General features: G+C 69.7%; 20 protein-coding genes and 3 pseudogenes. 10 read left to right on the top strand and 13 right to left on the bottom strand.

Going from position 1 to position 25,146, the window contains the following annotated elements:
* Positions 1-56: 56 nt before the first annotated feature.
* From HNR16_RS18810 to HNR16_RS09470, 6 genes are all read right to left on the bottom strand, one after another.
* On the bottom strand, positions 57-1,883 hold the full coding sequence (locus HNR16_RS18810) for a lipase family protein (protein WP_158040873.1): 1,827 nt from the start codon (positions 1,881-1,883) through the stop codon (positions 57-59).
* A 106-nt stretch (positions 1,884-1,989) separates the two neighbouring features.
* Complete coding sequence (locus HNR16_RS09450; protein WP_158040874.1) at positions 1,990-3,519, bottom strand: alanine/glycine:cation symporter family protein; 1,530 nt, start codon at positions 3,517-3,519, stop codon at positions 1,990-1,992.
* 4 nt (positions 3,520-3,523) lie between these two features.
* On the bottom strand, positions 3,524-4,348 hold the full coding sequence (locus HNR16_RS09455) for a dihydrodipicolinate synthase family protein (RefSeq protein WP_225737886.1): 825 nt from the start codon (positions 4,346-4,348) through the stop codon (positions 3,524-3,526).
* A 157-nt stretch (positions 4,349-4,505) separates the two neighbouring features.
* Positions 4,506-5,891: a protoporphyrinogen/coproporphyrinogen oxidase gene (locus tag HNR16_RS09460; protein WP_158040875.1), complete on the bottom strand. Its 1,386-nt coding sequence runs from the start codon at positions 5,889-5,891 to the stop codon at positions 4,506-4,508.
* A 282-nt stretch (positions 5,892-6,173) separates the two neighbouring features.
* Positions 6,174-6,311, bottom strand: a complete 138-nt coding sequence (locus tag HNR16_RS09465; RefSeq protein ID WP_179558179.1) for a hypothetical protein — start codon at positions 6,309-6,311, stop codon at positions 6,174-6,176.
* 40 nt (positions 6,312-6,351) lie between these two features.
* Positions 6,352-7,038 (bottom strand): GntR family transcriptional regulator, encoded by a 687-nt coding sequence (locus HNR16_RS09470; RefSeq protein WP_158040876.1) that lies wholly within the window; start codon positions 7,036-7,038, stop codon positions 6,352-6,354.
* A gap of 183 nt (positions 7,039-7,221) precedes the next feature.
* Between HNR16_RS09470 and HNR16_RS09475 the strand changes: the two genes are divergently transcribed.
* Entirely contained in the window at positions 7,222-8,748 is a 1,527-nt protein-coding gene (locus HNR16_RS09475; RefSeq protein WP_158040877.1) for an aldehyde dehydrogenase family protein, read from the top strand.
* Positions 8,749-8,822: 74 nt separating this feature from the next.
* Here HNR16_RS09475 and HNR16_RS09480 read toward each other — a convergent pair whose 3' ends face one another.
* Complete coding sequence (locus tag HNR16_RS09480) at positions 8,823-9,701, bottom strand: LysR family transcriptional regulator (RefSeq protein ID WP_276528843.1); 879 nt, start codon at positions 9,699-9,701, stop codon at positions 8,823-8,825.
* A 112-nt stretch (positions 9,702-9,813) separates the two neighbouring features.
* Here HNR16_RS09480 and HNR16_RS09485 point away from each other — a divergent pair, with 112 nt between their 5' ends.
* Entirely contained in the window at positions 9,814-10,836 is a 1,023-nt protein-coding gene (locus tag HNR16_RS09485; protein WP_158040879.1) for an NAD(P)H-dependent flavin oxidoreductase, read from the top strand.
* A 42-nt stretch (positions 10,837-10,878) separates the two neighbouring features.
* Positions 10,879-11,277, top strand: a complete 399-nt coding sequence (locus tag HNR16_RS09490) for a tautomerase family protein (protein WP_158040880.1) — start codon at positions 10,879-10,881, stop codon at positions 11,275-11,277.
* 75 nt (positions 11,278-11,352) lie between these two features.
* On the opposite strand, the gene HNR16_RS09495 is transcribed toward HNR16_RS09490, so the two are convergent.
* The 4 genes from HNR16_RS09495 to HNR16_RS09510 form a co-directional block, all read right to left on the bottom strand.
* Positions 11,353-12,729, bottom strand: a complete 1,377-nt coding sequence (locus HNR16_RS09495) for an MFS transporter (protein ID WP_158040881.1) — start codon at positions 12,727-12,729, stop codon at positions 11,353-11,355.
* A 367-nt stretch (positions 12,730-13,096) separates the two neighbouring features.
* The gene (locus tag HNR16_RS09500; RefSeq protein ID WP_158040882.1) at positions 13,097-13,969 is read right to left on the bottom strand and encodes a metal ABC transporter permease; all 873 of its coding nucleotides are present in this window, start codon (positions 13,967-13,969) and stop codon (positions 13,097-13,099) included.
* Entirely contained in the window at positions 13,966-14,706 is a 741-nt protein-coding gene (locus HNR16_RS09505; RefSeq protein WP_158040883.1) for a metal ABC transporter ATP-binding protein, read from the bottom strand. Before HNR16_RS09505 ends, HNR16_RS09500 begins: the two co-directional genes overlap by 4 nt.
* Positions 14,703-15,638, bottom strand: a complete 936-nt coding sequence (locus HNR16_RS09510) for a metal ABC transporter substrate-binding protein (RefSeq protein ID WP_158040884.1) — start codon at positions 15,636-15,638, stop codon at positions 14,703-14,705. Before HNR16_RS09510 ends, HNR16_RS09505 begins: the two co-directional genes overlap by 4 nt.
* 735 nt (positions 15,639-16,373) lie before the next feature.
* On the opposite strand from HNR16_RS09510, the gene HNR16_RS09515 reads away from it, so the two are divergent.
* From HNR16_RS09515 to HNR16_RS09525, 3 genes and pseudogenes are all read left to right on the top strand, one after another.
* Positions 16,374-16,913, top strand: a complete 540-nt coding sequence (locus HNR16_RS09515; protein WP_158040885.1) for a LysM peptidoglycan-binding domain-containing protein — start codon at positions 16,374-16,376, stop codon at positions 16,911-16,913.
* A 102-nt stretch (positions 16,914-17,015) separates the two neighbouring features.
* Positions 17,016-18,295, top strand: a protein-coding gene (locus HNR16_RS09520) for an IS3 family transposase (protein WP_158040886.1) whose coding sequence is annotated in 2 segments (ribosomal slippage) — positions 17,016-17,289 and positions 17,289-18,295 — 1,281 coding nt in all. Because the reading frame shifts where the segments join, the coding sequence is not laid out codon by codon here.
* 241 nt (positions 18,296-18,536) lie between these two features.
* Positions 18,537-19,343: pseudogene (locus HNR16_RS09525) on the top strand (IS3 family transposase); the annotation flags it as partial.
* 146 nt (positions 19,344-19,489) lie between these two features.
* Here the strand turns inward: HNR16_RS09525 and HNR16_RS09530 are convergent.
* Positions 19,490-19,969 (bottom strand): YflT domain-containing protein, encoded by a 480-nt coding sequence (locus HNR16_RS09530; RefSeq protein WP_158042213.1) that lies wholly within the window; start codon positions 19,967-19,969, stop codon positions 19,490-19,492.
* A gap of 876 nt (positions 19,970-20,845) precedes the next feature.
* Here HNR16_RS09530 and HNR16_RS09535 point away from each other — a divergent pair.
* Both HNR16_RS09535 and HNR16_RS18225 read left to right on the top strand, forming a co-directional pair.
* Positions 20,846-21,937, top strand: a complete 1,092-nt coding sequence (locus HNR16_RS09535) for a hypothetical protein (RefSeq protein ID WP_158042210.1) — start codon at positions 20,846-20,848, stop codon at positions 21,935-21,937.
* 75 nt (positions 21,938-22,012) lie between these two features.
* The gene (locus HNR16_RS18225) at positions 22,013-22,411 is read left to right on the top strand and encodes a transposase (RefSeq protein WP_225738016.1); all 399 of its coding nucleotides are present in this window, start codon (positions 22,013-22,015) and stop codon (positions 22,409-22,411) included.
* On the opposite strand, the pseudogene HNR16_RS09540 reads toward HNR16_RS18225, so the two are convergent.
* Positions 22,390-23,142: pseudogene (locus HNR16_RS09540) on the bottom strand (IS3 family transposase); the annotation flags it as partial. The gene HNR16_RS18225 and the pseudogene HNR16_RS09540 sit on opposite strands and share 22 nt — an antisense overlap.
* Positions 23,143-23,201: 59 nt before the next feature.
* Here HNR16_RS09540 and HNR16_RS09545 point away from each other — a divergent pair.
* Positions 23,202-24,454, top strand: a protein-coding gene (locus tag HNR16_RS09545; RefSeq protein ID WP_179558138.1) for an IS3 family transposase whose coding sequence is annotated in 2 segments (ribosomal slippage) — positions 23,202-23,484 and positions 23,484-24,454 — 1,254 coding nt in all. Because the reading frame shifts where the segments join, the coding sequence is not laid out codon by codon here.
* A gap of 184 nt (positions 24,455-24,638) precedes the next feature.
* A pseudogene (locus tag HNR16_RS19025) lies at positions 24,639-25,091 on the top strand (FAD-dependent oxidoreductase); the annotation flags it as partial.
* Positions 25,092-25,146 lie beyond the last annotated feature (55 nt).

The raw sequence follows: 25,146 nt of genomic DNA on the forward strand, positions 1-25,146 counted from the left end.
TGCAACGCCGAGCGCGCTCGGCGGCCGGGGTGCGCCGGCCGAACGGGCTCGGCGGCTCAACAGTTCGCGGGCGCCTGCCCGAGCGTCACCGCATCGGCCCACGCGAACAGGTCGTCGATGAGGGGCGAGCCCTCGGCGATGACGCCCATGTGGCTGCGTCCCTCGTACTCGTGGACCTCGACCGTCCGATCGGCGGCGCACAGCTCGGCGGCGAGGGTGCGTTGCAGCTCGATCGGGATGACCTCGTCGTCGGTGCCCTGCCCGAGGAAGAGCGGTGCGGGCACGATCCCGTCGGCGCGGTTCTGCGCGAGCCGGTCGTGCGTCGGCCCCTCGGACACGTCGATCCGGTACAGGGGCGCGTCCCACGACAGCGAGGCACCGACGAGGACGGAGACGAGCGTCGGCGCCTCAATCACGCAGCGGCTCGCGAACGCCTCGACGATGCCGTGCCCCGCGGGGTGCACGGTCGCGTCGAGCTCCACATCGGGGTACGCCTCCGCGTAGGGCACGAGCACGAGCGAGGTGACGAGCGAGGCGAGCGGGCTCGGGTCACCCGTCGTGATGCGACTCGCGAGCGCGAGCGGGTCGCTCGCCGCCGAGAGCGCCGCGACGCCGAGCACGTCGAGCTCGGGCGCGTAGTCCGCGGCGAGTTGTCCGGCCCACAGCGTCGCGTGACCGCCCTGCGAGTGACCCCAGATCCACGCGTGCTCGGAGGCGTGCGCGTCGTCGATCGCGCGCAGCGCCCGGATGCCGTCGAGCGTCGCACGCCCCTCACCCTCGCCGACGAGATAGGGGTAGGCGCCGTGTGTGCCCTGCCCCGGGTAGTCCGTCGCGACGACGGCCCAGCCGCGCTCGATCGCGCGCGAGATGCCGGGGATCGCGAGCTCGGTGAGGGCGTCCGCGCCGACGCTCGGCGCGCACGATCGCGCGACGCCGGTCGTGCCGTGCTGCCAGGCGAGCACGGGCCGCTCGCCGTCGGTGGGCGCGGCGGTCGGGTACGCGACGACGGCGCTCGCGAGTGCCGGGGCTCCCTCACCGTCGGTCGTCGCGTACAGCACCCGGAGGGCGGCGGCGCCCGCGGGGACCTCGCCCGTGTAGGGGGCCACGCGGAGCACCGTGCCGGGCTGGGCGCGGGCGGGACCGCTCCATGCATAGAAGTCGTCGACCGACGCGGCGCTCGCGACGAGCGGGACGGTCCCGGCGGTCGCGACGATCGCGGCCACGAGCGCGCCGACCGCACCGATCGTGCGGAGCACCGCCCCGGCCCCGCGCGGCTCGCTCCGGACGTGACCGATCGATCCCTGACGCACGCCGAAGCGTCGCGGGGCGCGTCCACGGATCCCCGTGACGACGAGCGCGACACCGAGGACGACGAGCGCGATCGAGAAGACGACGGCGATCGCGACGGATGCGGCGTCGGGCCACACGAGCGCCGGGCCCGCCGCGAGCACGCACGCGGCGGCGGCGAGACCCGCACGGACGCGTTCGCCGCGCGAGGCCGGCGTCCCCTCGGCATCGGTCCCGTCGACCGGACGGGCGCGCCTCCCGACCGCGGTGCCCGCGAGACGGACGGCCCCGAGACCGAGCGCGAGCGCGCACAGCGTGGGGAGCGCACGGATGACATCGGGTGCCGCGAACACGCAGACGGCCGCGACGACGAGCAGCACACCCGCGACGATCCGGCGGACCGGCCGACCGCGACCGCCACGCAGCGAGACGATCGCGCCGACGACGAGGGCGAGACACAGCGCGGCGAGCACGGCGAGGAGCGCGGTGAGCGGTCGCACCACGAGCAGCACGCCCGCGACGATCACGAGGACACCGAGCAGGCCGGCACCGATCCGGGGCACGATCGAGAGCTCGCGGGGGTTCGAGGCAGTCACCCGATTCAGGGTAGGACCTCCCTGCCCGCGGCGTGGCCGACGGCCCGGTGGGCACCCGACGCGTGTCGGGTGCCCACCGGGCCGTCGCACTCCGGTGCCTGCAGTCTCAGCCGCCCGCGGGTCGCTCCCCCGGGTCGGTCCCGTCGACCGCCGTCGCCGAGGCCCCGGCCTTCTCGCGCTGCTGCTCCCAGAAGTCGGCTCCCTCGATCCCGAGCGCCTTCGGATCGAACGTCGGATCGAGCCCCTGCTTCCGCTGCCGCTCGTCGTCCTGCGAGATGCGGTACACGAGCGGGAAGAGGAATGCGAGGCACACGAGGTTGATCCACGCGATCACGCCGAGCCCGATGTCGCCGAGTGCCCACACGATCTCCGCGTTCGTGACGGAGCCGACGAAGACGATGACGAGCGTGCTGAACTTGAGCGCCGTCTTCCACCCGTTGCCGACGCGGCCGTCGAGCAGGTAGAGCAGGTTGGAGTTCGCGACGTAGAAGTACAGCAGCAGGCACGTGAACCCGAACAGGAACACGGCCACCGCCACGAACCCGGCGCCCCAGCCGGGCACGAGCGTGTCGATGGACTCCTGCACCCAGTTCGCGCCGACCTCGACGCCGGGGATGTGCTGCACGAGGAACCCGCCGTGGCCGTCCGACACGTTGAACTTGCCGGACACGACCATCATGAGCCCGGTCGCCATGCAGATCAGCAGCACGTCGATGTAGATGCTGAACGTCTGCACGAGCCCCTGCTTGCCGGGGTGGGACGTGCGTGCGGCCGCCGCGGCGAACGTGGCCTCGCCGAGGCCGTTCGCCGAGGCGAACACGGCACGGCGGACGCCCCAGGCGACCGCCGCGCCGGCGATGCCGCCGAGGACCGGCTCGATGCCGAAGGCGGAGTTGACGATGAGCAGGATCGCGTCCGGGACGCGGTCGGCATTGACCACGATGACGGCGATCGCGAGGATCAGGTAGCCCACCGCGAGCACGGGGACGAGGGTCTGGGTCACCTTGACGATGCGGGTCGTCCCGCCGAAGATGACGAGCGCGATGAGGCCGGTGACGAGCACGGCGGGCACCCACTCGGGGACGCCGAACGCGAGTTTCGTGCTCGACGCGATCGTGCTCACCTGGAAGCCGGGGAACAGCAGGCCGTAGCCGATGAGGCCGAGCATGGCGACGATCCCGCCGACCTTGGGCAGCTTGAGACCGTACTTGATGTAGTACGGCATGCCACCGATGTCCTCGTTCGCCTTCTTCCGGTCCTCGTCCTCGATCTGCCGCTTGAAGGTCTGTGAGAGCGTCGCCTCGGCGTAGCCGACCGTGCAGCCGACGATGCCCGTGACCGCCATCCACAGGAGGGCGCCGGGCCCGCCGCCGAGGACGGCCGTCGCGACGCCCGCGATGCTCCCGACGCCGACCCGGCTCGCGAGCGCGAGCACGAGGGCCTGGAACGAGGACTGCCCACCCTCGCCGTCGTTGCGTTCCCGGAGCTGTCGGATCATGTCGGGGATCCGCCGGAACTGCACGCCCTTCGTGGCGATCGTGAAGGCGATGCCGAGGCCGAGGACGACGTAGGCCATCGGCCCCCAGATGACGTCGGCGACGCCGGCGAAGACGCCAGTGATGTCGAAGGATTCCATGCGCTCACACCCCCTGTTCGATGGGTTCGAGTCGCGCGAGCGCCGCGGTCACGCCCGCGAGCTGCTCGGCGCCGAGCGGTGCGGTCGGACGGCGCGGGTCACCCACGTCGAGGCCCCGGGCGGTGAGTCCCGCCTTGACGGCCGAGATGAACGGCACGCTGATGAGCGCGTCGATGACGGGATACAGCCGCTTCCAGTCGGCGAGCGCGCCCGCGAGGTCGCCCGCGGCGATGCCCCGCGCGACCGACACGATCTCGTCCGGGACGACGTTCGCCGCACCCGCCATGACGCCGGCCGCCCCCTCCGCGAGCGCGCTGTAGATGTAGGAGTCCCATCCGATGAACGTCCCGATGACGTCGGCATGGTGGTGGATGAGCTGCAGCGCCTGCTCCCAGTTCGCGCTGGAGTCCTTGATGTAGGCGACGTTGTCGATCTCGGTCGCGAGCCGACGCACGGTCGCCGGGTCGAGGTTCACGCCCGTGACGGCCGGGATGTTGTAGAGCATGACGGGCAGGTCGACCGCACCCGCCACGTCCGTGAGGTAGGCGACCGTCTCGTCGATCGTGAGCGGCTCGTAGAACGGCGTGATGAGCATGAGGACGTCGGCGCCGGAGCGCTCGGCGGCCTTCGACAGCCGGATCGCCTCTGTGGTCGAGGTCGCGCCCGTCTGTGCGATGACGGGCACGCGGCCGGCCGTCTGTTCGATGACGGTGTCGACGAGCGCGATGCGTTCGTCCGAGCTGAGCGCGCCGACTTCGCCGGTCGAGCCGGCGGCGACGACACCGTCGACGCCGGCATCGATCGAACGATCGACGACGGACCTGAGCAGGGCACGTCGATGCCCTCATGGGCGTCGAAGGGCGTGGTCAGCGCCGTGAGGACGCCTCGCAGTGGTGCGGTCATGCTGGTTTCCTTCGTTGTCGGTGGAGCGTTGTCGTGATCGGTGGAGCATTGTCGTGATCGGGTGGACGGGCCGCGGGTGCAGCTCAGGACGCCCCGAGCGGCAGCTCGTGTCCGCGACGCTGTCGCTCGGTCGCGAGGACGCTCGCGGCCTCCTGGGCGGCCGAGAAGCCGGAGGTGATCGCGGTCTCGGTGTAGAGGGTTCCGAGGTAGTCACCCGCGAGGAACACGCGATCGGCACCGGCCGTGAGCGTCGGCTGGAGGCGCGCGCGCCCCGAGAAGCAGTAGGGCGACGCGTCGACCCAGCGGGCGGCCTTCGACTCGACGACGGAGTCGGCGAAGCCGTGGCCGAGGATCGCGTGGAGATCGCGCAGGTGGGTGTCGACCACCTCGTCGTCGCTCTTGTCGAGCAGTGCCGCACCGAGGGCCGCGGGTGAGAACGTCATGAAGCTGCCGCCGGGCCTGCGGACGGACTCCGTGCCGCGGACGATGCTCGCCTGGTTGAGCGCGATCGCGAACGAACGCTTCGGCGCGGCGATCGCGTAGATGTCGTCCCAGGGGCGCGCCGAGGGCTCGTCCGTGAGGAACGCCGTGCTCACGTGGGGGCCGTACTTCACCTGCGCGAGTGCGTCGCGGAGGTCCGCGGGCAGGTCGACGCCGATGCGGTGCGACACGTTCGCGGTCGTGGCGAGGACGACCGTTCGCGCCTCGACCTCGTGTTCGGCACCGTCCCGGTGGTAGCGCACGACGACCGAGCCGGCCTTCCGGACGACCTCATGGACCTCGGTCCCGAGCCGGACCCGGTCACCGAGGGTCACGGCGAGGACCTCGGTGAGCGTCGAGGGGCCACCGACGATGCCGCGGCTGAGCCCCTGTCCGATGCCGAGCACGAGGCTGAAGTAGCCGAGCCCCGCGCCCTCCGACACCTGGTCCATGTTCCCGGCGGAGCGGGACACGGTCGTGCTGAACAGCGCCGCGGCGTCCTCGGGAAGCTCGCCCGTGAAGTCCTGGAAGGAGCGTTCGTTCGCGAAGTCGTAGATCCGTTGCTGCCGCATCGCCCCGGACTCGCCCGCACGTTTGCGGACGACGCCCGTGTACCGGGCGACCCCTGCGACGATCTTGACGCCCGCGCGCATCGTCGCGACCCGGGAACGCATCGGCATCGGGATGCGCAACGGATAGCTCGCGATGTGTCCGCGCCGGAGGAAGCGACCGTTCATCGCGAGCGCCTGGAGCGAGCCCGGGATGTCGACGGCCATGACGCCGACCTCGTTCAGCAGGGCGTCCGTGGACGAGCCGCCGCCCGCGAAGACGTGTCCACCCCAGTTGAGCCAGTACGCCCCGCGTCGTTCGGAGCGGATGCGCCCGCCGACGCGGTCGTCCGCCTCGAGGACGAGGGTGTCCCAGTGCCGGAGCCGCCACGCGGCCGAGAGCCCGGCGAGGCCGCCGCCGACGATCACTATGTCTTTCATGAGCCGAGTCGCTCCTTCGTCTCGTCTTCCGTCCACGGTCGTGGACGATCCGATCGCCGCGGTGCGGTGGTCCGCGCCGTCGTGCGCGATCGGTTTCGCTTGGGTGGGCACGACGGAACGCAGCGTCGGACACCGACGCGTCGTCGCGTGCGTGTGCGCGTTCAGCCGTGGTGGGGTACCGGTCCCGGACCGGTTCGGTGGGCCTTCGGACTGCTGTGTCCGGTTCCTCGTGCCGAGGTTTCCATCACGATAGGTTCCGATCGGCGATCACACAATATCTGATCACAGATCGGCGATATTTTTTGATGAGCCGACCACGTCGACGACGGTGGCGCGCACCGTGCCGGCCGCGATGACGCACACCGAGACGGCCACCACGCACTCGCGGCACGACGAGCGCACGGCGACACGCGCGACCACCGGATTCGGCGGACGCGCGGGACTCACCCCCCGGTCGGACTCAGTCCGTGTCGTCGCTCGCGGGCCTGATCGCCTCACCGATGCGCGTGGTCGCCGAGTCGATCGACTCACCCGTGATCACACCGGCGCGTTCGGCGTCGCCGGCACGGACGGCGGCGAGCAGTGCCCGCTGATGATCGAGCAGCGGCGCTCCGTCGCCCGCCGCCATGGCGCGTTGCGCGCCGAGCAGCTTGTAGGAGCGACACCGGTGCCACAGGGTGCGGATCATCTCGACGAGCACCGCGTTGTCGGACTCCTCGTACAGCACGGCGAGGAATCCCTCGTCACGATCGAGATAGTCGACCGGATCGGCGGCCTCGACGGCACGCTCCATGGCGCCGAACTCCTCGACCATGCGCGCGATCGTCGTGGCCGAGGAACGCGCGGTCCCGAGGGTCGCGGCATCGACCTCGAGCCGTCGCCGCACGGCGTACAGATCGAGGAGCTCCTTGTCGGTGAAGCCGCGCACGATCGCGCCACGGTACGGCACGGCCTCGGCGAGCCCCATCTCCTCGAGACGGCGGATCGCCTCGCGGACCGGCATCGTGCTCGTGCCGAGCTCGTCCGAGAGCTCGCGCATGTTGAGCCGCTTCCCCGCTGGCAGATCGCCGCGGATGATCGCCTCGTGGATCGCCTCGAAGACCTGATCGGCAACCCTGGCACTCGGCTCGATCCGCGACATCGACATGGCCCCACAGTAGTCGCCCCGGGTGTTCAGCCGACGCCCGGCACCCCTCGACACCCCGCCCGATCGACGAGCACGACCGCATGCTTGTGTCCACCGAGACGCCGACTTATGATCGGTGATCAAATCTTGGCTCAGTGATGAGCACACCCGATTCCTCGACCACCACCGGAAGGACCCGGAACCGTGAGTGAAACCAGCCCCGCAACCGTCCAGCGCAGCGACGCACACGCGACGTTCGTCGCGAGCGACGAGCTCCCGCCCCTCACCCACTTCATCGACGGAGCCTTCGTCCCCGGCACGGGCGATGCGACGACGACCCTCGTCGACCCGTCGACCGAGACTCCCATCGCCGACGTCCCCCGCGGTTCGTCGGACGACGTCGACCGCGCGGTCGCCGCCGCGAACGCCGCACTGGCCGGGTGGCGTCGCACGACGCCGAAGCATCGCGCCGAGCTGCTGCTGCGCATCGCCGACCGGATCGACGAGGCGCACGACCGCCTCGAGCGACTCGAGTCACTCAACGCGGGCAAGCCGCACGAGGTCGCGGTCGACGACGTGGCCTCGGCCTCGGACGTCTTCCGGTTCTCGGCCGGCGCGGCGCGCTCGTTCGCCGAGGTCGGCAGCTCGCAGTACGTCGAGGGCCACACCTCGATCATCCTGCGCGAACCCGTCGGCGTGGTCGGCGCGATCGTGTCGTGGAACTACCCGCTGCTCATGGCCGCGTGGAAGATCGCACCGATCCTCGCCGCGGGCAACACGCTCGTCATCAAGCCGTCGGAGCAGACGCCGCTCAGCCTGCTCGCCCTCTGCGAGCTCGTCGCCGACATCCTGCCCGCGGGCGTCGCGAACCTCGTCCTCGGGCTCGGTCGCGAGGTCGGCGCTCGACTCTCCAGCCACCCCGACATCGCCCTCGTCGCCCTGACGGGCAGCGTCGGCAGTGGCAGGACCGTGGCCGCCGCCGCGAGCGAGACGGTCAAGCGCGTGCACCTCGAGCTCGGCGGCAAGGCCCCGCTCGTCATCCTCGCGGACGCCGACCTCGAGCTGGCCGCGCAGACGATCCGCACGGCGGGCTTCTGGAACAGCGGGCAGGAGTGCGGTTCGGGCACGCGCGTGCTCGTCCACGAATCGGTCGCCGATCGGTTCACGGACCTGCTCGTCGAACAGGTCGGCGCACTCGCGATCGGCGAGCCCTGGGCGGGTGACGGGATCGAGATCGGCCCGCTCTTCTCGAAGGCCCACTACGAGCGCGTCCTCGCGTTCATCGAGCGCGCAACGTCCGACGGCGCGGTCGCGGCGGTCGGCGGCGGTGCGCTCGAGGGGCCGGGCTACTTCGTGGCCCCGACCGTGCTCACGAACGTCGCGCCGGGCTCCTACGCCTCGCAGGAGGAGGCGTTCGGCCCGATCGTCACGGTCGAGACGTTCGCGACGCTCGACGAGGCCGTCACGAGGGCGAACGAGGTCGAGTACGGCCTGGCCGCATCGGTCTGGACGAGCGACGCGAGCGCGGCCCTCGAACTACCGCACCTGCTCGACTTCGGCACGGTGTGGGTGAACACGCACCTCGTAATCGCGAACGAGGTGCCGTGGGGTGGCTTCAAGGGCTCGGGCTACGGCCGCGACCTGTCGTCGTACGCCCTCGACGACTACTCCCGCACGAAGCACGTCCAGTTCAACCACTCGAGCGTCGCCGGTCTCGGCGGCGGGAACTGAGGCGCCGCACGGGGAGGGACGGGGTCGGGGCGATGTGCCGCCGCCCCTCCCACCCCGTGCGACAGGGCCGACGCTCATCGCTCGTGCGGTGCGCGCTCGCCGTCGTCATCGGCGGCGGCGTGCGCGGCGATCCCGATCGCCACGAAACGATCGACGAGTTCGTCCGAGCGATCCGCGGGCCGGACGAGACGGAGCGGCACCCGCGGGGCGTCGACGAGCGGAACGAACACGACGCCCGCGTGGGCGTAGGTCGACGCCGCGGATCGTGGCGTCGCCCCGACACCGCGATCGGCGGCGACGAGCGTGATCCACTCGTCGTAGTTGCCGCACTCGACGACGTCCCCGGGCTCCCGTCCCGCGGCCCACAGCTCGGGGCGCGTACTGCCGCTCCCCGTGTTCACGATGATCGTGTGGTCGCGCAGCTCGTCCCAGTCGATCGTCCGACGCCGCGCGAGCGACGAGCGCGCGCTGACGGCCGCCACGCGCGGCTCGTCGAACAGGTTCCGCTGCCGGACGCCCCTCGCCCGGATCTCGTGACGGACGAGGGCCGCATCGATCTCGTTCCGCGCGAGCGCGGCGGCGATGTCGTCGCGTCGCACGACCCGCACGCGAGCACCCTCGGAACGTTCGAACGCCTCGACGCACTCGGCGAACCAGGGGTCGGGAAGCGCCCACGAGAAGCCGAGCCGCAGCTCCCGACCGCTCTTCGCCTCGTCGAGCGCGAGCTCGAGCGTGGCGAAGACGTCCGTGGCGCGCGCCAGGAATCGGGTGCCCGCAGGCGTGAGCGTGACCGACCTGGTGGTGCGTTCGAGCAGACGGACGCCCACGAGCTCCTCGAGCCGACGGACCGTCCGGGAAAGGGCAGGCTGGGTGACGTGCAGCGAGGACGCGGCCGCCGTGAACGACGACTCCCGCGCGACGGCGACGAACGCGCGCAGGTGCCGCAACTCCACATCCATAACCCAGAAGCATAGATCGCGACGGATCGGCACTTCACGGTGAGCTGGGCGTTCCGTAGCGTGGCACCCGTTGCGCAGCTCGTGCACGTCTCGGAGGAGGGCCCGCATGTCGGATCGACTCATCACCTCGCGACTGCCCGTCGTCGCCGCACCGATGGCGGGCGGCCCGAGCACCGTCGCGCTCGCTGAAGCGGTCGCCACCGCGGGCGGATTCCCGTTCCTCGCGGGCGGCTACGCCGCGCCCGACGACCTGCTCGCACAGATCGAGCGACTCCGCGCTGCGGGCGTTCCGTTCGGGGTCAACCTGTTCGTCCCCTCGACCGAGCCGGTCGACGACGCGGCGTTCGCCGCCTACGCCGCGGAGCTCGGCGACGAGGCCGCCGCGTACGACCTCACGCTTGACGACGTGCCCCTCACCGACGACGACAACTGGGACGCGAAACTCGCGCTCCTCGTCGCGCACCCGGTCCCCGTCGTCTCGTTCACCTTCGGCCTCCCCGACCCCGCCGCGATCGCCGCGCTCAACGCCGTCGGGACGCGTGTGCTCGTCTCGGTGACTTCCCCCGCGGAGGCCCTGCTTGCGACCGACGTCGGTGCGGACGGACTCGTCGTCCAGGGCGCCGCCGCGGGTGGGCACAGCGCGACCTTCGACGACACGCGCGACCCCGAACCGCTCGACACCGCGACACTCGTCCGACGCGTCCGCGCGGTCACCCCCCTCCCCGTCGTCGCCGCGGGTGGCGTCGACGGCCCCGAGGCCGTCCGCCGACTGCTCGACGCGGGCGCTGAGGCCGTCGCGGTCGGCACGCTCCTGCTGCGCACCGACGAGGCCGGCACCTCCCCCACCCATCGCCGCGCGCTCGGTGATCCCGCGCACACCGAGACGGTCGTCACGCGCGCGTTCACGGGGCGGCCTGCGCGTGCGCTCCGGAACGGGTTCGTCGATCGCCACCAGGCGACGGGCCTCACTGCGTACCCCGCCGTGCACCACCTCACCCGCGCGCTCCGGAAGGCCGCCGGCGCCGCCGGCGACGCCGATCGCCTCCATCTCTGGGCGGGGACGGGATTCCGCAGCGCACCGACCGGGCCCGCCGCGGACGTCGTCCGCGCGCTCGCCCGCGACATCTGACCACCGACCCAAGCCGATTCACCAACGGAACGAGGAACCCCCATGCCACTCATCGCCGTCCACGTCCTCAAGGGGCACGACGAGACCTATCTCACGAGCCTGCTCGACACGATCCACGAGGCCGTCGTCGAGGCATTCGAGGTGCCCGAGACCGACCGGTACCAGGTGCTCACACAGCACGAGCCGTTCGAGATCCGCGCGCTCGACACGGGTCTCGGGTTCACCCGCAGCGATCGCCTCACGATCGTGCGCGTCATCAGCAAGGCACGCCCCGAGGCGGCGAAGGAGCGACTGTACGCCCTCCTGGCGCAGAAGCTCGACGAGACCCCGGGCGTCCCGCCGGAGGACCTCGTCGTGAGCGTCGTCGAGAACTCCTCGGCGGACTGGTCGTTCGGCGCGGGCCGGGCCCAGTTCCTCACGGGCGAGTTGCCGACGTCCTGACCCGGCGCCGCTCCGCGTCCGTCGCCCGGCGGTCGGGCATGTCCGTCGAGGCGCGCGTTCGGCGCGCGTCGCGGATCAGGCCCGCCGGACGGTACGGAGTTCGTCGCCCGAGCCGCGCGGGAGCGTCGACATGACGATCGCGGACGCGAGTGCTCCGACGGACACGAGTGCGAAGGCGATGAGGAACGCCGGGCGAGCGGTCTCCCCCGTCGACCACACGCCGAACGCGAGCCCGACCGACGCGATCGACACGCCGAATCCGCTCGCGACCTGGACGATGACGGCATTGACGGTGTTCGCCGCGCGACGCTCCTCGTTCGCGATCGTCGCGAACCCGATCGTCGCGAAGGCCGTGAGCGCGACCGAACGGAACACGCCGCTCAGGAGGGCGAGGACCGCGAGCACGACGCTCGGCCACTCGGGCGGCACGAGCGCGAGCGCGACGGTCACGACCGCGAGCGCGATCGCCGAGACCACGAGCACGCTCCGATAGCTGAAGCGGTTGAGCAGCGGCGTCGTCGCGGGCTTGATGCCGATGTTGCCGACGAACACCCACATCACGAGCAGACCGGCCTGCACGGGGTCCCAGCCGTAGGCCTGTTGCAGCAGCAGCGGCAGCAGGTACGGCACGGCACCGACCGCGATCCAGTAGGCCACCTGCCCGAGCTGGGCCGTCGCGAACACGCGATCGCGCAGGACGCCGAGATCGATGACGGGGTGCGGGGTCCGCCGCAGGTGCAGGATCCCGACGACGAGGGCGACGACCGCGGCGCCACCCCAGATCGGTGCGTCCCATGCGCCGTCGACGACGCGCTGGGCACCCCACGTGAGGCCCCCGAGGCCGACGGCCACGAGGACGAAGCCGAGGACGTCGAAGGCGGTTCGCTCCCCCTCGACCGTGCGCGGTGTGAGCCGGATCGCGGCGATCGTCGCGATGATCCCGAGCGGCACGTTGATCCAGAAGATCCACTCCCACGCGACGTGGGTCGTGATGACGCCGCCCACGAACGGCGCGATGACGGGTGCCACGAGCCCGGGCCAGACGATATAGGCGATGAGTCGCGGAATATCCTGCTTGGGCGCATCGCGGAGCACGAGCTGCCGCCCCACGGGCACCATGAGTGCACCACCCGCGCCCTGCAGCACCCGGAGCGACGTGAGCGTGCCGAGATCCTGCGCGAACCCGCAGCCGAGGGAGGCGAGCGTGAAGACGACGATCGCCGCGACGAACACCGTCCGCGCCTGGAGGCGTGTGAGCAACCAGCCGCCGAGCGGGATGAAGACCGCGAGCGCGACGAGGTAGGAGCTCACGAGGACCGCGGCTTCCGGCGTGCCGACGCCGAGTTCGCTCGCGATCGTCGGGAGCGCGGTCGTCACGATCGTCACATCGAGGTTCTCCATGAAGAAGCACGCGGCGACGAGGAACGCGAGTCGGCGGGGCACGGGTTTCACGAAGAGGATCCTGGCACCTCGGGACCGGCTCGCGCTCGTCGGCACGCCATCCGACGTCCCGTGCGCTTTCGGCGTGGGGCATGAGCTGTCGTCGGTGGAGCCCAGGACCGTGCTGTCCGTCCCGATCCGGAGTCCGGCCGAGCTCCGGCACGATCCCGCTGACGGGCCGAGGGCTCAGCCGCGAGGGTCCGGGCACCTGGCACCATGAATCCCCGCGGTGGCACAGTGCTCCAGATCGAGGGTGTGGTGCCCGCGCCCCGGTTCGTGTCGGGGCGGTCCGGCGCCGCGTCGGAGACGACGAACGGTCTTCCGGGCAACGACTTCGAGGCCGGACGCTCCCCCGCGGGGGATTCCGTGTCCGTCGTGGCTAGCTCGCCCCCGCCACCTCCCGACGGCGGCGTGCCGCCAGGCGCTTCCCGAGGAGTCCGTGCCGCGGAGCGAACAGGTACACGAGCGCGAATACGGCCCCCTGGACCATGACGACGAGCCCGCCGGGTGAGGCGTCGAGCCAGTAGCTCAGGTAGATGCCCGCGACCGACGCGAGCGCCGAGATCGTGGGGGCGATGACGAGCATCCGGCCGAAGCGGTCCGTGAGCAGGTACGCCGTGGCGCCCGGGATGATGAGCATCGCGACCACGAGGATGACGCCGACGACCTGGAGCGCGACGACCGAGGTGAGCGCGAGCAGACCGAGCAGCAGGGCCCCGAGGAACCGGGGCGACAGCCCGATCGCGAACGCGTGCGTCGGGTCGAACGCGTAGAGCGTGAGGTCGCGTCGCTTGACGACGAGCGCGGTGAACGCGATCGCCGCGAGCACCGCGATCTGCACGAGATCCGCGACCGAGACGCCGAGGATGTTGCCGAAGATGATGTGGTTCAGATCGGTCTGGCTGGGCGTGACCGAGATGAGCACGAGACCGAGCGCGAAGAGGGTCGTGAAGACGATGCCGATCGCCGCGTCCTCTTTCACCCGACTCGTGCCACGGATCGCACCGATCAGCGCGACGGCGAGGAAGCCGAACACGAGGGCACCGATCGCGAAGGGTGCACCGAGGACGTAGGCGATGACGACGCCGGGGAGGACGGCGTGCGACACCGCGTCACCCATGAGCGACCACCCGACGAGGACGAGCCAGCACGACAGCAGTGCGCACACGATCGCGGCGACGACCGTCGTGATGATGGCGCGCACCATGAAGTCGTATTGCAGTGGCTCGAGGAGCAGTTCGAGGAGGCTCATGCGTCGTCTCCCCCGCCGAGGACGTCGAGGCCGAACGCGAGCGCGAGCCGCTCGGGGGTGAGCGCCTCCGCCACGCTGCCGTGGAACAGGACACGGTGGAGCAGGAGCACCGCCTCGTCGGCGAGCTGCGGAAGCGCGTGCAGGTCGTGCGTCGAGACGAGGATCGTCCGGCCGTCGTCCGCGAGTTCGCGCAGCAATCGGACGATCGTCGCCTCACTTCGCTTGTCGACGCCCGCGAACGGTTCGTCGAGGAGCATGATCCCGGCGCCCTGCGCGATGCCGCGCGCGACGAACGCGCGCTTGCGCTGACCGCCGGAGAGCTGACCGATCTGACGGTCCGCGAATCCGGTGAGTTCGACGCGTTCGAGTGCCTCGGCCACGGCCTCCCGGTCCGCGGCCCTCGGGCGACGTGTGATGCCCTGGTGGGCGTATCGCCCCATCATGACGACGTCGTGGACCGAGACGGGGAACGACCAGTCCACGTCCTCGCTCTGCGGGACGTAGCCGATGAGGCCGTGCTTCCGGGCGAGCGCGGGGCTCCCGCCGTCGAGCAGGACGCGGCCGTGATCGGGCCGCACCATCCCCATGATCGACTTGAAGAGCGTCGACTTGCCGGAGCCGTTCATGCCGATGAGTCCCGTCACGCGGCCCGAGGGGACCTGCAGGTCGACACCGTCGAGGGCGACGACCTCGCCGTATCGGACGGCGAGGTCGTCGACGCTGATCGCGACGGTCATCGGGCCCGACCGGTCAGTCCGGCGATGATCGTGTCGGCGTCGTAGCGGATGAGGTCGAGATACGTGGGGACCGGGCCGTCGGCCTCGGAGAGGGAGTCGACGTACAGCACACCGCCGAACGTCGCGCCCGCCGCATCGACGACCTGCTGCATGGGCTTGTCGGTGACGGTCGACTCGCAGAAGACCGCGGGCACGTCGTTCGACTCGACGAACTCGATCGCGGACGTGATCTGCTGTGGCGTCGCCTGCTGCTCCGCGTTGACGGGCCAGATGTACTGCTCCGTGAGTCCCGCGTCGCGGGCGAGGTAGGAGAACGCGCCCTCGCACGTGACGAGTGCGCGCTGGTTCTCAGGAAGTGTCGCGAGCTCGGTGACGAGGTCGTCCTGCACGGTCTGCAGCTCGGACGTGTAGCTCGTCCCGTTCCGTTCGTAGTCCGCCGCGTGCGCGGGGTCGAGCTCGCTGAACGCGTGCACCATGTTCTCGACGTAGATCTGCACGTTGAGCGGGCTCATCCAGGCGTGCGGATTGGGCTTGCCGGCGTAGGCGTCCTCGGTGATGTCGATGACTTCGACGCCCTCGGACACGACGACGTGGGGCACGTCGATCTTGTCGACGAACTGCTGGAACCACACCTCGAGGTTCAGACCGTTGTCGAGGACGAGAGCGGCCTTCGATGCCCTCGCGATGTCCTGTGGCGTGGGCTCGTAGCCGTGGATCTCCGCGCCGGGCTTGGTGATCGATTCGACGGTGAGGTGGTCGCCGGCGACGTTGCGCGCGATGTCGGCGAGCACGGTGAACGTCGTCAGGACGACGGGCTTCTCACCGTCGCCCGCCCCCTCACCGGCCGCCGTTCCACCGGCGCACCCCGTGAACGCCATGGCGGCCGCGAGCAGCACCGCCGTTCCCGTCAGCACGCGAGTAGGCAACCGCATGTCCCCGCCTTCCGTTCGATCACGTCGCTACGATGACGTGCTGCTCAAAACAATAATGTTCGGTATGCCGAACTTCAAGTTTCATACGTTCACATCGTCACGCGGAGACCCTGACGGGTCACCGGTCGCCATCGAACACGACGACAATTTATTGAGAACGCCTCTCAGTTTATGGGTCCGGCGGCTGAGGCCGCGAACCGGCCGCCGTCACCGAACACGGCGCCGGCGCCCGGGTCCACACCGAACCCACGGACGAGAGCATCCGTCATGCCGGTCGCCCGGCCACGAACGCGCATCGCGGTGCTCGCCGCCGTGCCCGGCCACGTGATCCCGCCGTCGCGAGCCCCGGAGGCGATCGAGGCCGGGGACGTGGACGCCGTCGTGCATCTCGGTGATCACCCGTCGGGTGCCGTGACCCCCGCGCGCACCGCGACGTCGCGGCCGGGTCGGACGCACGACCGAGCCACGACGAGGACGGTCGTCGGCCTCCGCGGAACGACGTCCACGCCACGACAGCCGCGCGTCGACGGGGCCGACCGGCGCCCGTGGCCGCTCGAGCGCAGGGGCGGAACCACCGGGGGCGAGCGGGCACGACCGCGGCGCAAGCTGCGAGGCGTTCCGGTCGCCAGACGTCACACGCCAGCCGCAAGAGGCCGCCCCGTCGTTTGGACTCGCTAGCATCGCACCGGACGCCACAGTCGTGGCAGCCATCGGACCCACCTTGGGGGAAGCAACATGGGAATCTTCGACGACATCAAGCAGGGCATCGACCAGATCTCGAAGGACACGGCCGCGAAGCGCGAGGCCGGCGAGGCGCAGAAGGCGGCGAAGGAGGCCGAGGAGCTCAAGAAGAAGGCCGCCGAGGCCGAAGCGAAGGCCGCGGAGCAGGCGAAGAAGTCGGAGGCCGCCTCGGAGGCCGCCCTCTCGGCCGAGGAGCGTGCGAAGCGCGACGCCGACGCGAAGGCGACGGCCGACGCCGCAGCGAAGGTCCAGGAGGACGCCGCGAAGGCCAAGGCCGAGGCCGAGGAGCGGATCGCCGCGGCGAAGAAGGAGAAGGAGGACGCGGAGGCGCAGGCCGGGCGCGACGCAGCGGCGAAGGCCGAGGCCGAGCGGGCCGCCGCGGCCGAGCAGACCTACACGGTCGTCGAGGGCGACAACCTCAGCTCCATCGGTGAGCGCTACGGCGTCAGCTACCAGGCGATCGCCGACCACAACGGTATCGCGAACCCGGACCTGATCTTCCCCGGCCAGGTCCTCCGCATCCCCAAGGCGTAGTGCGTGAGGGCGCGACGGCGCACGATCCACGGATCGACCCGTCGCGCCCTGAACCGCCCCAGGCTTCTTGCCGCATCTTTCTGAGTTGGAAGGATGCACGTCATGCCGAAGAAGATCGATTCGAAGGTCAAGGAGCGCTGTGTGCGCATGGTGCTTGAGCACCTGCCGGAGTACCCGAGCCTGACCGCGGCCGCCGAGGCGGTAGCCAGGCGCGAGGGTGTTGGGAAGGAGTCGGTGCGCCGCTGGGTGATCCAGGCCCAGATCGACGGCGGGCAACGCCCGGGCGCCACTAGCGAGGAGCTTGCCGAGATCAAGGAGCTGAAGGCCAAGGTCCGCCGGTTGGAGGAGGACAACGAGATCCTCCGACGGGCTTCGATTTTCTTCGCGGGGGAACTCGACCCCCGCAGCCGATGATCGTCGCGTTCGTGGACGAGATGCGGGCTGAGGGCCATGCGGTCGAGTCGACCTGCCGGGTCCTGCGCGAGCAGGGCTGCCAGGTCGCCGCGCGGACCTACCGACTCTGGGCGCAGCCAGATCGGCCGATCGCCACTCGGGTCCGGCGCGACGCCGTCGTCGAGGGCACGGTCCGCGAGCTGGCCTGGACCGTCGATGAGCACGGTTGTCGCAGGCTCACCCCGGAGGGTCTGTATGGACGACGGAAGATGACCGCGCTGGTGCGGCGCCGGCTGCCCGATGCGTCTGCGGGGTCGGTGGATCGGGCGATGAGATCCCTTGGCCTGCAAGGGATTCGTCGGTCCAAGGGAGTCCGGACCACGATCCCGGCCAAGGACGGCACGCGGGCCGGTGATCTGCTCAACCGGGACTTCACCGCGACCGCCCCGAACCGGACCTGGGTCATGGACTTCACGTACTGCCGGACCTGGGCCGGCTGGGTCTACGTTGCGTTCGTCGTCGACGTGTTCGCCCAAAAGATCGTTGCCTGGCACGCCGCGAGGGTGCGCGATGCCGATCTGGTGCTGGTCCCTTTGAAGATGGCGATCTGGCAGCGTGGTCGAGAAGGTCACCCGATCGAGCCGGGCGAGTTGATCGGCCACTCCGATGCCGGTCGGCAATACACCGCCATCCGGTTCACCGAGCACCTCGAGCTCGAGGGCGGCCGCCCCTCGATCGGATCGGTCGGCGATGCCTTCGATAATGCGTTGATGGAATGCGTCATCGGCCTGTTCAAGACCGAGTGCATCCGCACCACCGTCTTCCACCCCGGCCCCTACCGGACCATCGCCGACATCGAATTCGCCACCGCCGGCTGGGTCGACTGGTACAACCAGCGACGACTACACAGTAGCCTCGACTACATGACCCCGGCCGAGTTCGAGGCCGCCCACTACGCGACCCTCACCCGAGAGCCGCAACCCGTATAGAAGCGGCAGAGAACCTGGGGCGCTTCAACCTGAAGCCGAGCGATCCCAGCGACCGCCCCGGTCAGATCAAGCGAACCCCGACTCCAGAGCCAATGGTTATGTTGACAGGCTCAACCGTTCACCCCTGCCCCGCCTGGGCGCTCACCGAGCCGGTCAACATAACCCCGAGGTCGACATACCATCGCCCGATCCCTGCTCGAGGCCGGCGGATTCAGACCCCAACTACACTCCAGATTGTGAAGAGCCGGTTCTTCTCCCGGAGCTCCGGCGCATCCACGCCGAGAACTACAGCGTCTACGGGGTGCGGAAGATGCACCATGCGATGCGGCGCGCTGGCTGGGATGTGGGCCAGGTCGCCCGGCTCATGCGAGGAGCTGGCCTTCACGGGGTACGGCGTGGCCGGAAGCCGGTCACCACATACCCCACTCACGTGCCCGATGCCCTCCCGGATCTGGCCGAGCGGCGCTTTACTGCAGAGCAGCCGAACCGCCTGTGGGTCGCTGACATCACCTACGTGCGGATCCTCACCGGATTCTGCTACGTCGCCTTCATCACCGACGTATGCACCCGCAAGATCGTCGGATGGGCCGTCTCTGCGACCCTCCACACCGACGGCCTGCCCCTGCTGGCGCTGGAGCACGCACTGCTGACCAGTGGCGCCGTGCGCAGCCAGAGCGGACTGATCCATCACAGCGACCGAGGAGCCCAATACGTTTCCCTGGCGTACTCTGACGCGCTGATCACTGCCAGGGTCACCGCATCGGTCGGCTCCGCCGGAGACTCCTACGACAACGCCCTGGCCGAGACCGTCAACGGCTTGTTCAAGGCCGAGCTGATCCACTCCCAGCGAATCTGGGAGTCCACCCAGGCGGTCGAGATCGCCACCATGGGCTGGGTCCACTGGTGGAACACCGAGCGTCTGCACGAAGCGCTCGGCTACCGCACCCCGGTGGAAGTCGAAGCGTCCTACACTCACCCCACGACGACCGCGCCCGCGCCCGTCCAACCACGGAACGAAACCCAGGGCGCTTCACCCGGTTGGTGGTGACAGGCACGCCGACGTCCCTGCTTCCCGGCGAGATCCGCTCCTGAATCCGTTCCAGCGGTGAGTGTCGGGGGAGCGCAGAGGGCCACGGCCCTCAGCACTTACTCGGGCGTGGGCCAGCACCCGGTCCGGGCCCGGGCCTTTGGCGGTCAAGTCGTGGGACGGCTGGCGTCGAGCTTGGCCGTGGCCGCCTCGAAGTACTCGGCCTCCACAAGAATCTCGTAGGAGGACGCCTCCAGGCCCTGGACGCTACTGAAGTCCCGGCGCCCGCCGGTGGCCGCGTGGCCCAGCAACCCGAAGATCAGCCCCCACACCGCGCCCAGGAGTACCGCCCACAGGATTACCGACAGCCACCCCACGACCGTGAAAAGACCCAACAGCAAGCCAATGAGCAATCCCAGCCAGGCCCCGGAGGCGGCCCCGTACAGGGCGGCCTTGCCGTAGGTCATCCGCCCGGTGACCTGCTCAACCAGGCGCAGATCGGTGCCGACCAAGCGCACGTGCTCAACCGGGAACCCGGCGTCGGAGAGTCGGTCGACAAGGCGCTGAGCCTCGTCATAGGAGGGCACTGTGCGCAGGACCTGGTAATGAGCCGAAGCAGTGGGTGAAAGAGGGGAGGGATGGGACATGCTTATCGTTTCCTGTTCGTGGTGACGATCCGACCCGGACGGTGACCTGCACCCGGGGTTGCCGGGCACCTGGGTCGGGAGTGGACGGAAAGTTAGGAAGAGAAATTGCGGAACAGTCCGGGCGCATCAGCAGCCCTGGCCTCCCTTCCTCCCCCTCGGTATCGGCCGTTCAGCCGCGGTGCCTGCGATCTTCGTGGACTTCTGCCACTGGCTCCGACTCGGCATCGGAGCCCGAAATCACCAGCACCCCGTCGGTGCAGGTGGCGGTAGAAAGACCCGAACGCATCAAGGTCCTTGCGCATCAGCTCGGCCACGGCCGTGGCTCCTCTCCGGGTCCTCAGCCCCGTCCCCGAGCCCGTCGGTCCGTGGTGGACCAGCGACGGGCCCGCTCTCAGGGCCTTACAAAATGTCGCGGACCTTTCCAGGATAAGCATATTTATCTCTGCAGTAAACGCCCGGCCCGTCTTCGGCGCCTCGTGCCACACATGCCTTCCCGCTCGGGTTGCGGCGGGCTATAATTCGCCTTTCACGTGCCCGGCTTGCCGTCTTCGGAGCTGGGCCTTGACACCCCTGCACCGGGTATCCCCGCATCAGTACCGCACCTGCCGCTGGGCAGTCGATGCATCACCTGTCCGAACGGAATCGACCGGCCCCACGCTGATCGCTGCTCCCACACCGCCGAAGCACTTCAACCGATCCGTCACTGCAGCATCATCGAGAAGGCGTCCTCGACACCGGCAGGTCCCGGGCCCGCTGGCTGTGATGTCTTCGCGCTGGCGGCGTCGGCGGGGAGAGGATTTCGCAGTGAGCAGCACCGCTCTTTCCGGGATCGAGGCGACCACCGAATCCGGCCCGTGGTTACCTTACCATGGAGCGGTGACTGCTGAGCGTTGCGGATCCACCGCCGATCCTGCCGAACCCCTTTCCGATGCCGAGCTGCTCATCGGCCTGGTGGTCTCACCATCCCTGAGTGCGGTGCTCGGCCCCGAGGTCACCACCTCGGTGCGCAAGATTTTGGTGCAGCGGTATCCGGGAGTGCGCTGGCAACTGAAGATGGCCGAAGACCGGCTGGTCGATCCACCCACCGAGACCTTGGACCTGCTGGAGGCGGCCCGAAACCGCGTGCTGGAGGAGAACTGGGATTTGGCCGTGGTGCTCACCGAGATCCCCCTGAAGACCGGCCGACGTCCGGTGCTCGCCCAGCTCAGCCCCGTGCACGGGGTAGGACTGGTCTCCGTCCCAACCCTGGGACCCGTGCACGTGCGGCAGAAGGTGCAAGAGACCACCGTGCACGTGGTCGGGCAGCTCCTGGGCTACGACGCCGAAGACCTCAACGCCCAGCGGGATCTTGCTCGAAGAGCCCACCAGCTGTCCACCGATCTCGACGAACGCCCGGACGACAACGTCGTGCAGTTCACGGCCCGAGTGCTGAGCGGCAACGTGCGGCTGCTGCTGGGCATGATCCGCGCCAACCAGCCTTGGGCCTTCGTGGCCCGGCTCTCCCGGGCGATGGTCGTGGCAGCGGCCACCGGCATGCTGACATTGGTGGCCTCGGACCTATGGGTATTGGCCATGGCCTACGGGCCGGTGCGCCTGGTCCTGCTGGCGGTGATGGCGATCGGGGCGGTGAGTGCCACCCTGATCCTGGGAGCCGACTTGTGGGAGCGCCCACGGCGGCGAGCCCAACGTGAGCAGGTGATCCTGTTCAATTTGGCCACCACCGCGACCGTGGCCATCGGGGTTGTGGTGTTCTACCTCGGCTTATTCATCCTGTCCTGGGTCGGCGCGCTGCTGCTCATCGACGAGCAGGTACTGGCCGGTATCGCCGGTCACCCAGTGAACGCTTTGGACTACGCGAAGATCAGCTGGCTCACCGCCAGCCTGGCCACCGTGGGCGGAGCACTAGGAGCTGGACTGGAGGACGACGATGTGGTGCGCGCCGCTGCCTACACCCGGTCCAGCACCTGACACAGCCCCAGACAGAAGAAACTGAAACATCTACGCGTTGATGCCACGTCTATGCAGGTGTCATTGCCGGTCGCGATGACTTGGCGGGCTCAGCGCAGTGCGCTGCCTCGTACTCGGCGGGTGGGGCGTTGCCGAGGCGGGTGTGCGGGCGGGCGCTGTTGTACCTGTCGATCCGGGATCCGCACCGCCCTGCCGGACGCGCGGATCGCAGTCGACAAGTGGCATCTCGTCGCCCTCGCCAACCTCATGGTCACCCAGGTCCGTCAACGGATCACCCGGCAACTGCACGGCCGCCGCGGCACCGCCACCGACAAAGTCTGGGCCAGCCGGCAACTGCTGCTCACCGGCTACGAGCACCTCACCGTCAAGCAAAAGGCCCGGTTCAACGCCGCCCTCGCCGCCGAGGATCCGGGTGAAGCGCCCTGGGTTTCGTTCCGTGGTTGGACGGGCGCGGGCGCGGTCGTCGTGGGGTGAGTGTAGGACGCTTCGACTTCCACCGGGGTGCGGTAGCCGAGCGCTTCGTGCAGACGCTCGGTGTTCCACCAGTGGACCCAGCCCATGGTGGCGATCTCGACCGCCTGGGTGGACTCCCAGATTCGCTGGGAGTGGATCAGCTCGGCCTTGAACAAGCCGTTGACGGTCTCGGCCAGGGCGTTGTCGTAGGAGTCTCCGGCGGAGCCGACCGATGCGGTGACCCTGGCAGTGATCAGCGCGTCAGAGTACGCCAGGGAAACGTATTGGGCTCCTCGGTCGCTGTGATGGATCAGTCCGCTCTGGCTGCGCACGGCGCCACTGGTCAGCAGTGCGTGCTCCAGCGCCAGCAGGGGCAGGCCGTCGGTGTGGAGGGTCGCAGAGACGGCCCATCCGACGATCTTGCGGGTGCATACGTCGGTGATGAAGGCGACGTAGCAGAATCCGGTGAGGATCCGCACGTAGGTGATGTCAGCGACCCACAGGCGGTTCGGCTGCTCTGCAGTAAAGCGCCGCTCGGCCAGATCCGGGAGGGCATCGGGCACGTGAGTGGGGTATGTGGTGACCGGCTTCCGGCCACGCCGTACCCCGTGAAGGCCAGCTCCTCGCATGAGCCGGGCGACCTGGCCCACATCCCAGCCAGCGCGCCGCATCGCATGGTGCATCTTCCGCACCCCGTAGACGCTGTAGTTCTCGGCGTGGATGCGCCGGAGCTCCGGGAGAAGAACCGGCTCTTCACAATTGACTCGCCCCGGTGTGTCCGGAGACAGGATTCCTTGGAAGGATCTGTCTTATGGGACGTCCCAGTAAGTATCCGCGCGAGCTTCGTGAGCGCGCTGTCCGTATGGTCGTCGAGGTGCGGGCCGATTATCCGAGCGAGTATCAGGCGATGACCGCGGTCGCGCAGATGCTCGGCATCGGGTCGCCGGAAACGATTCGCACCTGGATCCGTCGGGAGCAGGTCGACGCGGGAGACCGGCCCGGTGTGACGACTGACGCGGCGGTGGAGATCAAGCGCCTGAAGCGGGAGAACGCCGAGCTGCGGCGGGCGAACGAGATCTTGAAGGCGGCTTCAGCTTTCTTCGCGGCCGAACTCGACCGGCCACACAAGCGATAGTCGCCTTCATCGACGAACACAAGGACCGCACCGAGGGCGGGCTCCGATGGGGTGTCGAGTCGATCTGCGCTGTGCTCACCCAGCACGGCGTGAAGATCGCCCCATCGACCTACTACGACGCCCGCGGGCGCGGACCGTCATCCCAGGCCGTTTCGGATGAGCGGTGGAAGCCGATCATCCTGGCGGCGTGGCAGGCGCACCGCAAGGTGCTCGGGGCCCGAAAGCTCTGGTTGCGGCTCCGCCGTGACGGTCACGACATCGCGCGCTGCACGCTCGAGCGCCTCATGCGTGAGCTTGGGATCGCCGGCGTGCTCCGCGGGAAGCGGAAGCGTCCCGTCGACACGGATCCGCGCGAGACCCGCCCCGCGGACCTCGTCGACCGACACTTCGCCCGGTTCCGCACGAACCAGCTCTGGGTCGCGGACTTCACATACGTGTGGACGTGGTCTGGATGGGTCTACGTCGCGTTCGTCTTCGACGCGCACTCCCGCCGCATCATCGGCTGGCGCGCCGCGACGAGCATGACCACACCGCTCGTGCTCGACTGCCTCGACATGGCTCTCTTCACCCGCCGCCGCGAAGGCATCACCGGGTTCGAGGGGCTCACGCATCACACCGACGCGGGCAGCGTCTACACGTCAATCGCCTTCACCGATCGGCTCGTCGACGAAGGCATCGACCCGTCCGTCGGATCCGTCGGCGACGCCTACGACAACTCTCTCGCGGAATCGCAGATCGGGCTCTACAAGTCCGAACTCATCCACCACGAAGGTCCCTGGCGTGACGTCGATCAGGTCGAGGCGGCGACCGCATCCTGGGTGCTCTGGTTCAACACCGAACGCACCCACGGCTCCATCGACGACCTCACACCCCTCGAGGTCGAGCAACTCGACTACGCTCGCAACGAACCGGTTGAAAGAGCCGGCTGACACCAGCAAACAGCTCTCCGGACATGCCGGGGCGAGTCAGTGACCCGCTCGCTTGACCCGACCGGCCGGGGCAGGGCACGCTGGGCGACGAGGTGGAAGCCGGCGCTGAACGCGTTCGCCATCGCCTTCGAAGGCCGAATCAACTAATGACCGCCGGCCCAGAAACACCGTTCATCGGACAGACCCTCTGGTGGTCGGCGGGGGTTTCCTCGGGATGGAGGTGGCCTCCACCGCGAGCGGCCTCGGCCTCGACGTGACCGTCGTGGACCCCGTGCCGCCGCTGGACCGCCGGCTCGGGCCGGTCGTCGCGGGCACCGTGCGCAAGGCGGCCCACGCGCGGGACGTGCGGATGGTCGTCGCCGCGGGCGGTCTCCGCCTTGAGGGGGACGCGGGCGGGCCGGTGACCGGCGCGGTGACGAGCGCCGGGGAGGTGCTCCGCGCCGACGTCGTCGTCACGGCCGCCGGCGACGAGCCGAACACCGCCCGGCTGGCCGGATCCGGCCTCGACGTGCGCGACGGCGCGGTCGTGGTGGACTCCCGCGGGCGCTCAGCTCCCGGCGTCGTCGCGGCGGGTGATGTCGCCGCAGTCCTCCGCGAGAACGGTTCGCACGCGCGCACCCCGACCTGGACGAATGCCGTGGAGCAGGCGCGGGCCGCCGCCGTCGTGCTGCTGCACGGCGAGGATGCCCGGC

The sequence above is a fragment of the Pseudoclavibacter chungangensis genome, assembly GCF_013410545.1.
GTDB classification, from domain to species: domain Bacteria; phylum Actinomycetota; class Actinomycetes; order Actinomycetales; family Microbacteriaceae; genus Pseudoclavibacter; species Pseudoclavibacter chungangensis.

Coding starts and splice junctions, on each gene's coding strand:
- HNR16_RS09500 (WP_158040882.1), bottom strand. CDS start 13,969: ATGAGCCTCCTCGAACTGCTCCTCGAGCCACTGCAATACGACTTCATG.
- HNR16_RS09505 (WP_158040883.1), bottom strand. CDS start 14,706: ATGACCGTCGCGATCAGCGTCGACGACCTCGCCGTCCGATACGGCGAG.
- HNR16_RS09485 (WP_158040879.1), top strand. CDS start 9,814: ATGTCGGATCGACTCATCACCTCGCGACTGCCCGTCGTCGCCGCACCG.
- HNR16_RS18225 (WP_225738016.1), top strand. CDS start 22,013: ATGACTTGGCGGGCTCAGCGCAGTGCGCTGCCTCGTACTCGGCGGGTG.
- HNR16_RS09490 (WP_158040880.1), top strand. CDS start 10,879: ATGCCACTCATCGCCGTCCACGTCCTCAAGGGGCACGACGAGACCTAT.
- HNR16_RS09450 (WP_158040874.1), bottom strand. CDS start 3,519: ATGGAATCCTTCGACATCACTGGCGTCTTCGCCGGCGTCGCCGACGTC.
- HNR16_RS09460 (WP_158040875.1), bottom strand. CDS start 5,891: ATGAAAGACATAGTGATCGTCGGCGGCGGCCTCGCCGGGCTCTCGGCC.
- HNR16_RS09515 (WP_158040885.1), top strand. CDS start 16,374: ATGGGAATCTTCGACGACATCAAGCAGGGCATCGACCAGATCTCGAAG.
- HNR16_RS09470 (WP_158040876.1), bottom strand. CDS start 7,038: ATGTCGATGTCGCGGATCGAGCCGAGTGCCAGGGTTGCCGATCAGGTC.
- HNR16_RS09530 (WP_158042213.1), bottom strand. CDS start 19,969: ATGTCCCATCCCTCCCCTCTTTCACCCACTGCTTCGGCTCATTACCAG.
- HNR16_RS09510 (WP_158040884.1), bottom strand. CDS start 15,638: ATGCGGTTGCCTACTCGCGTGCTGACGGGAACGGCGGTGCTGCTCGCG.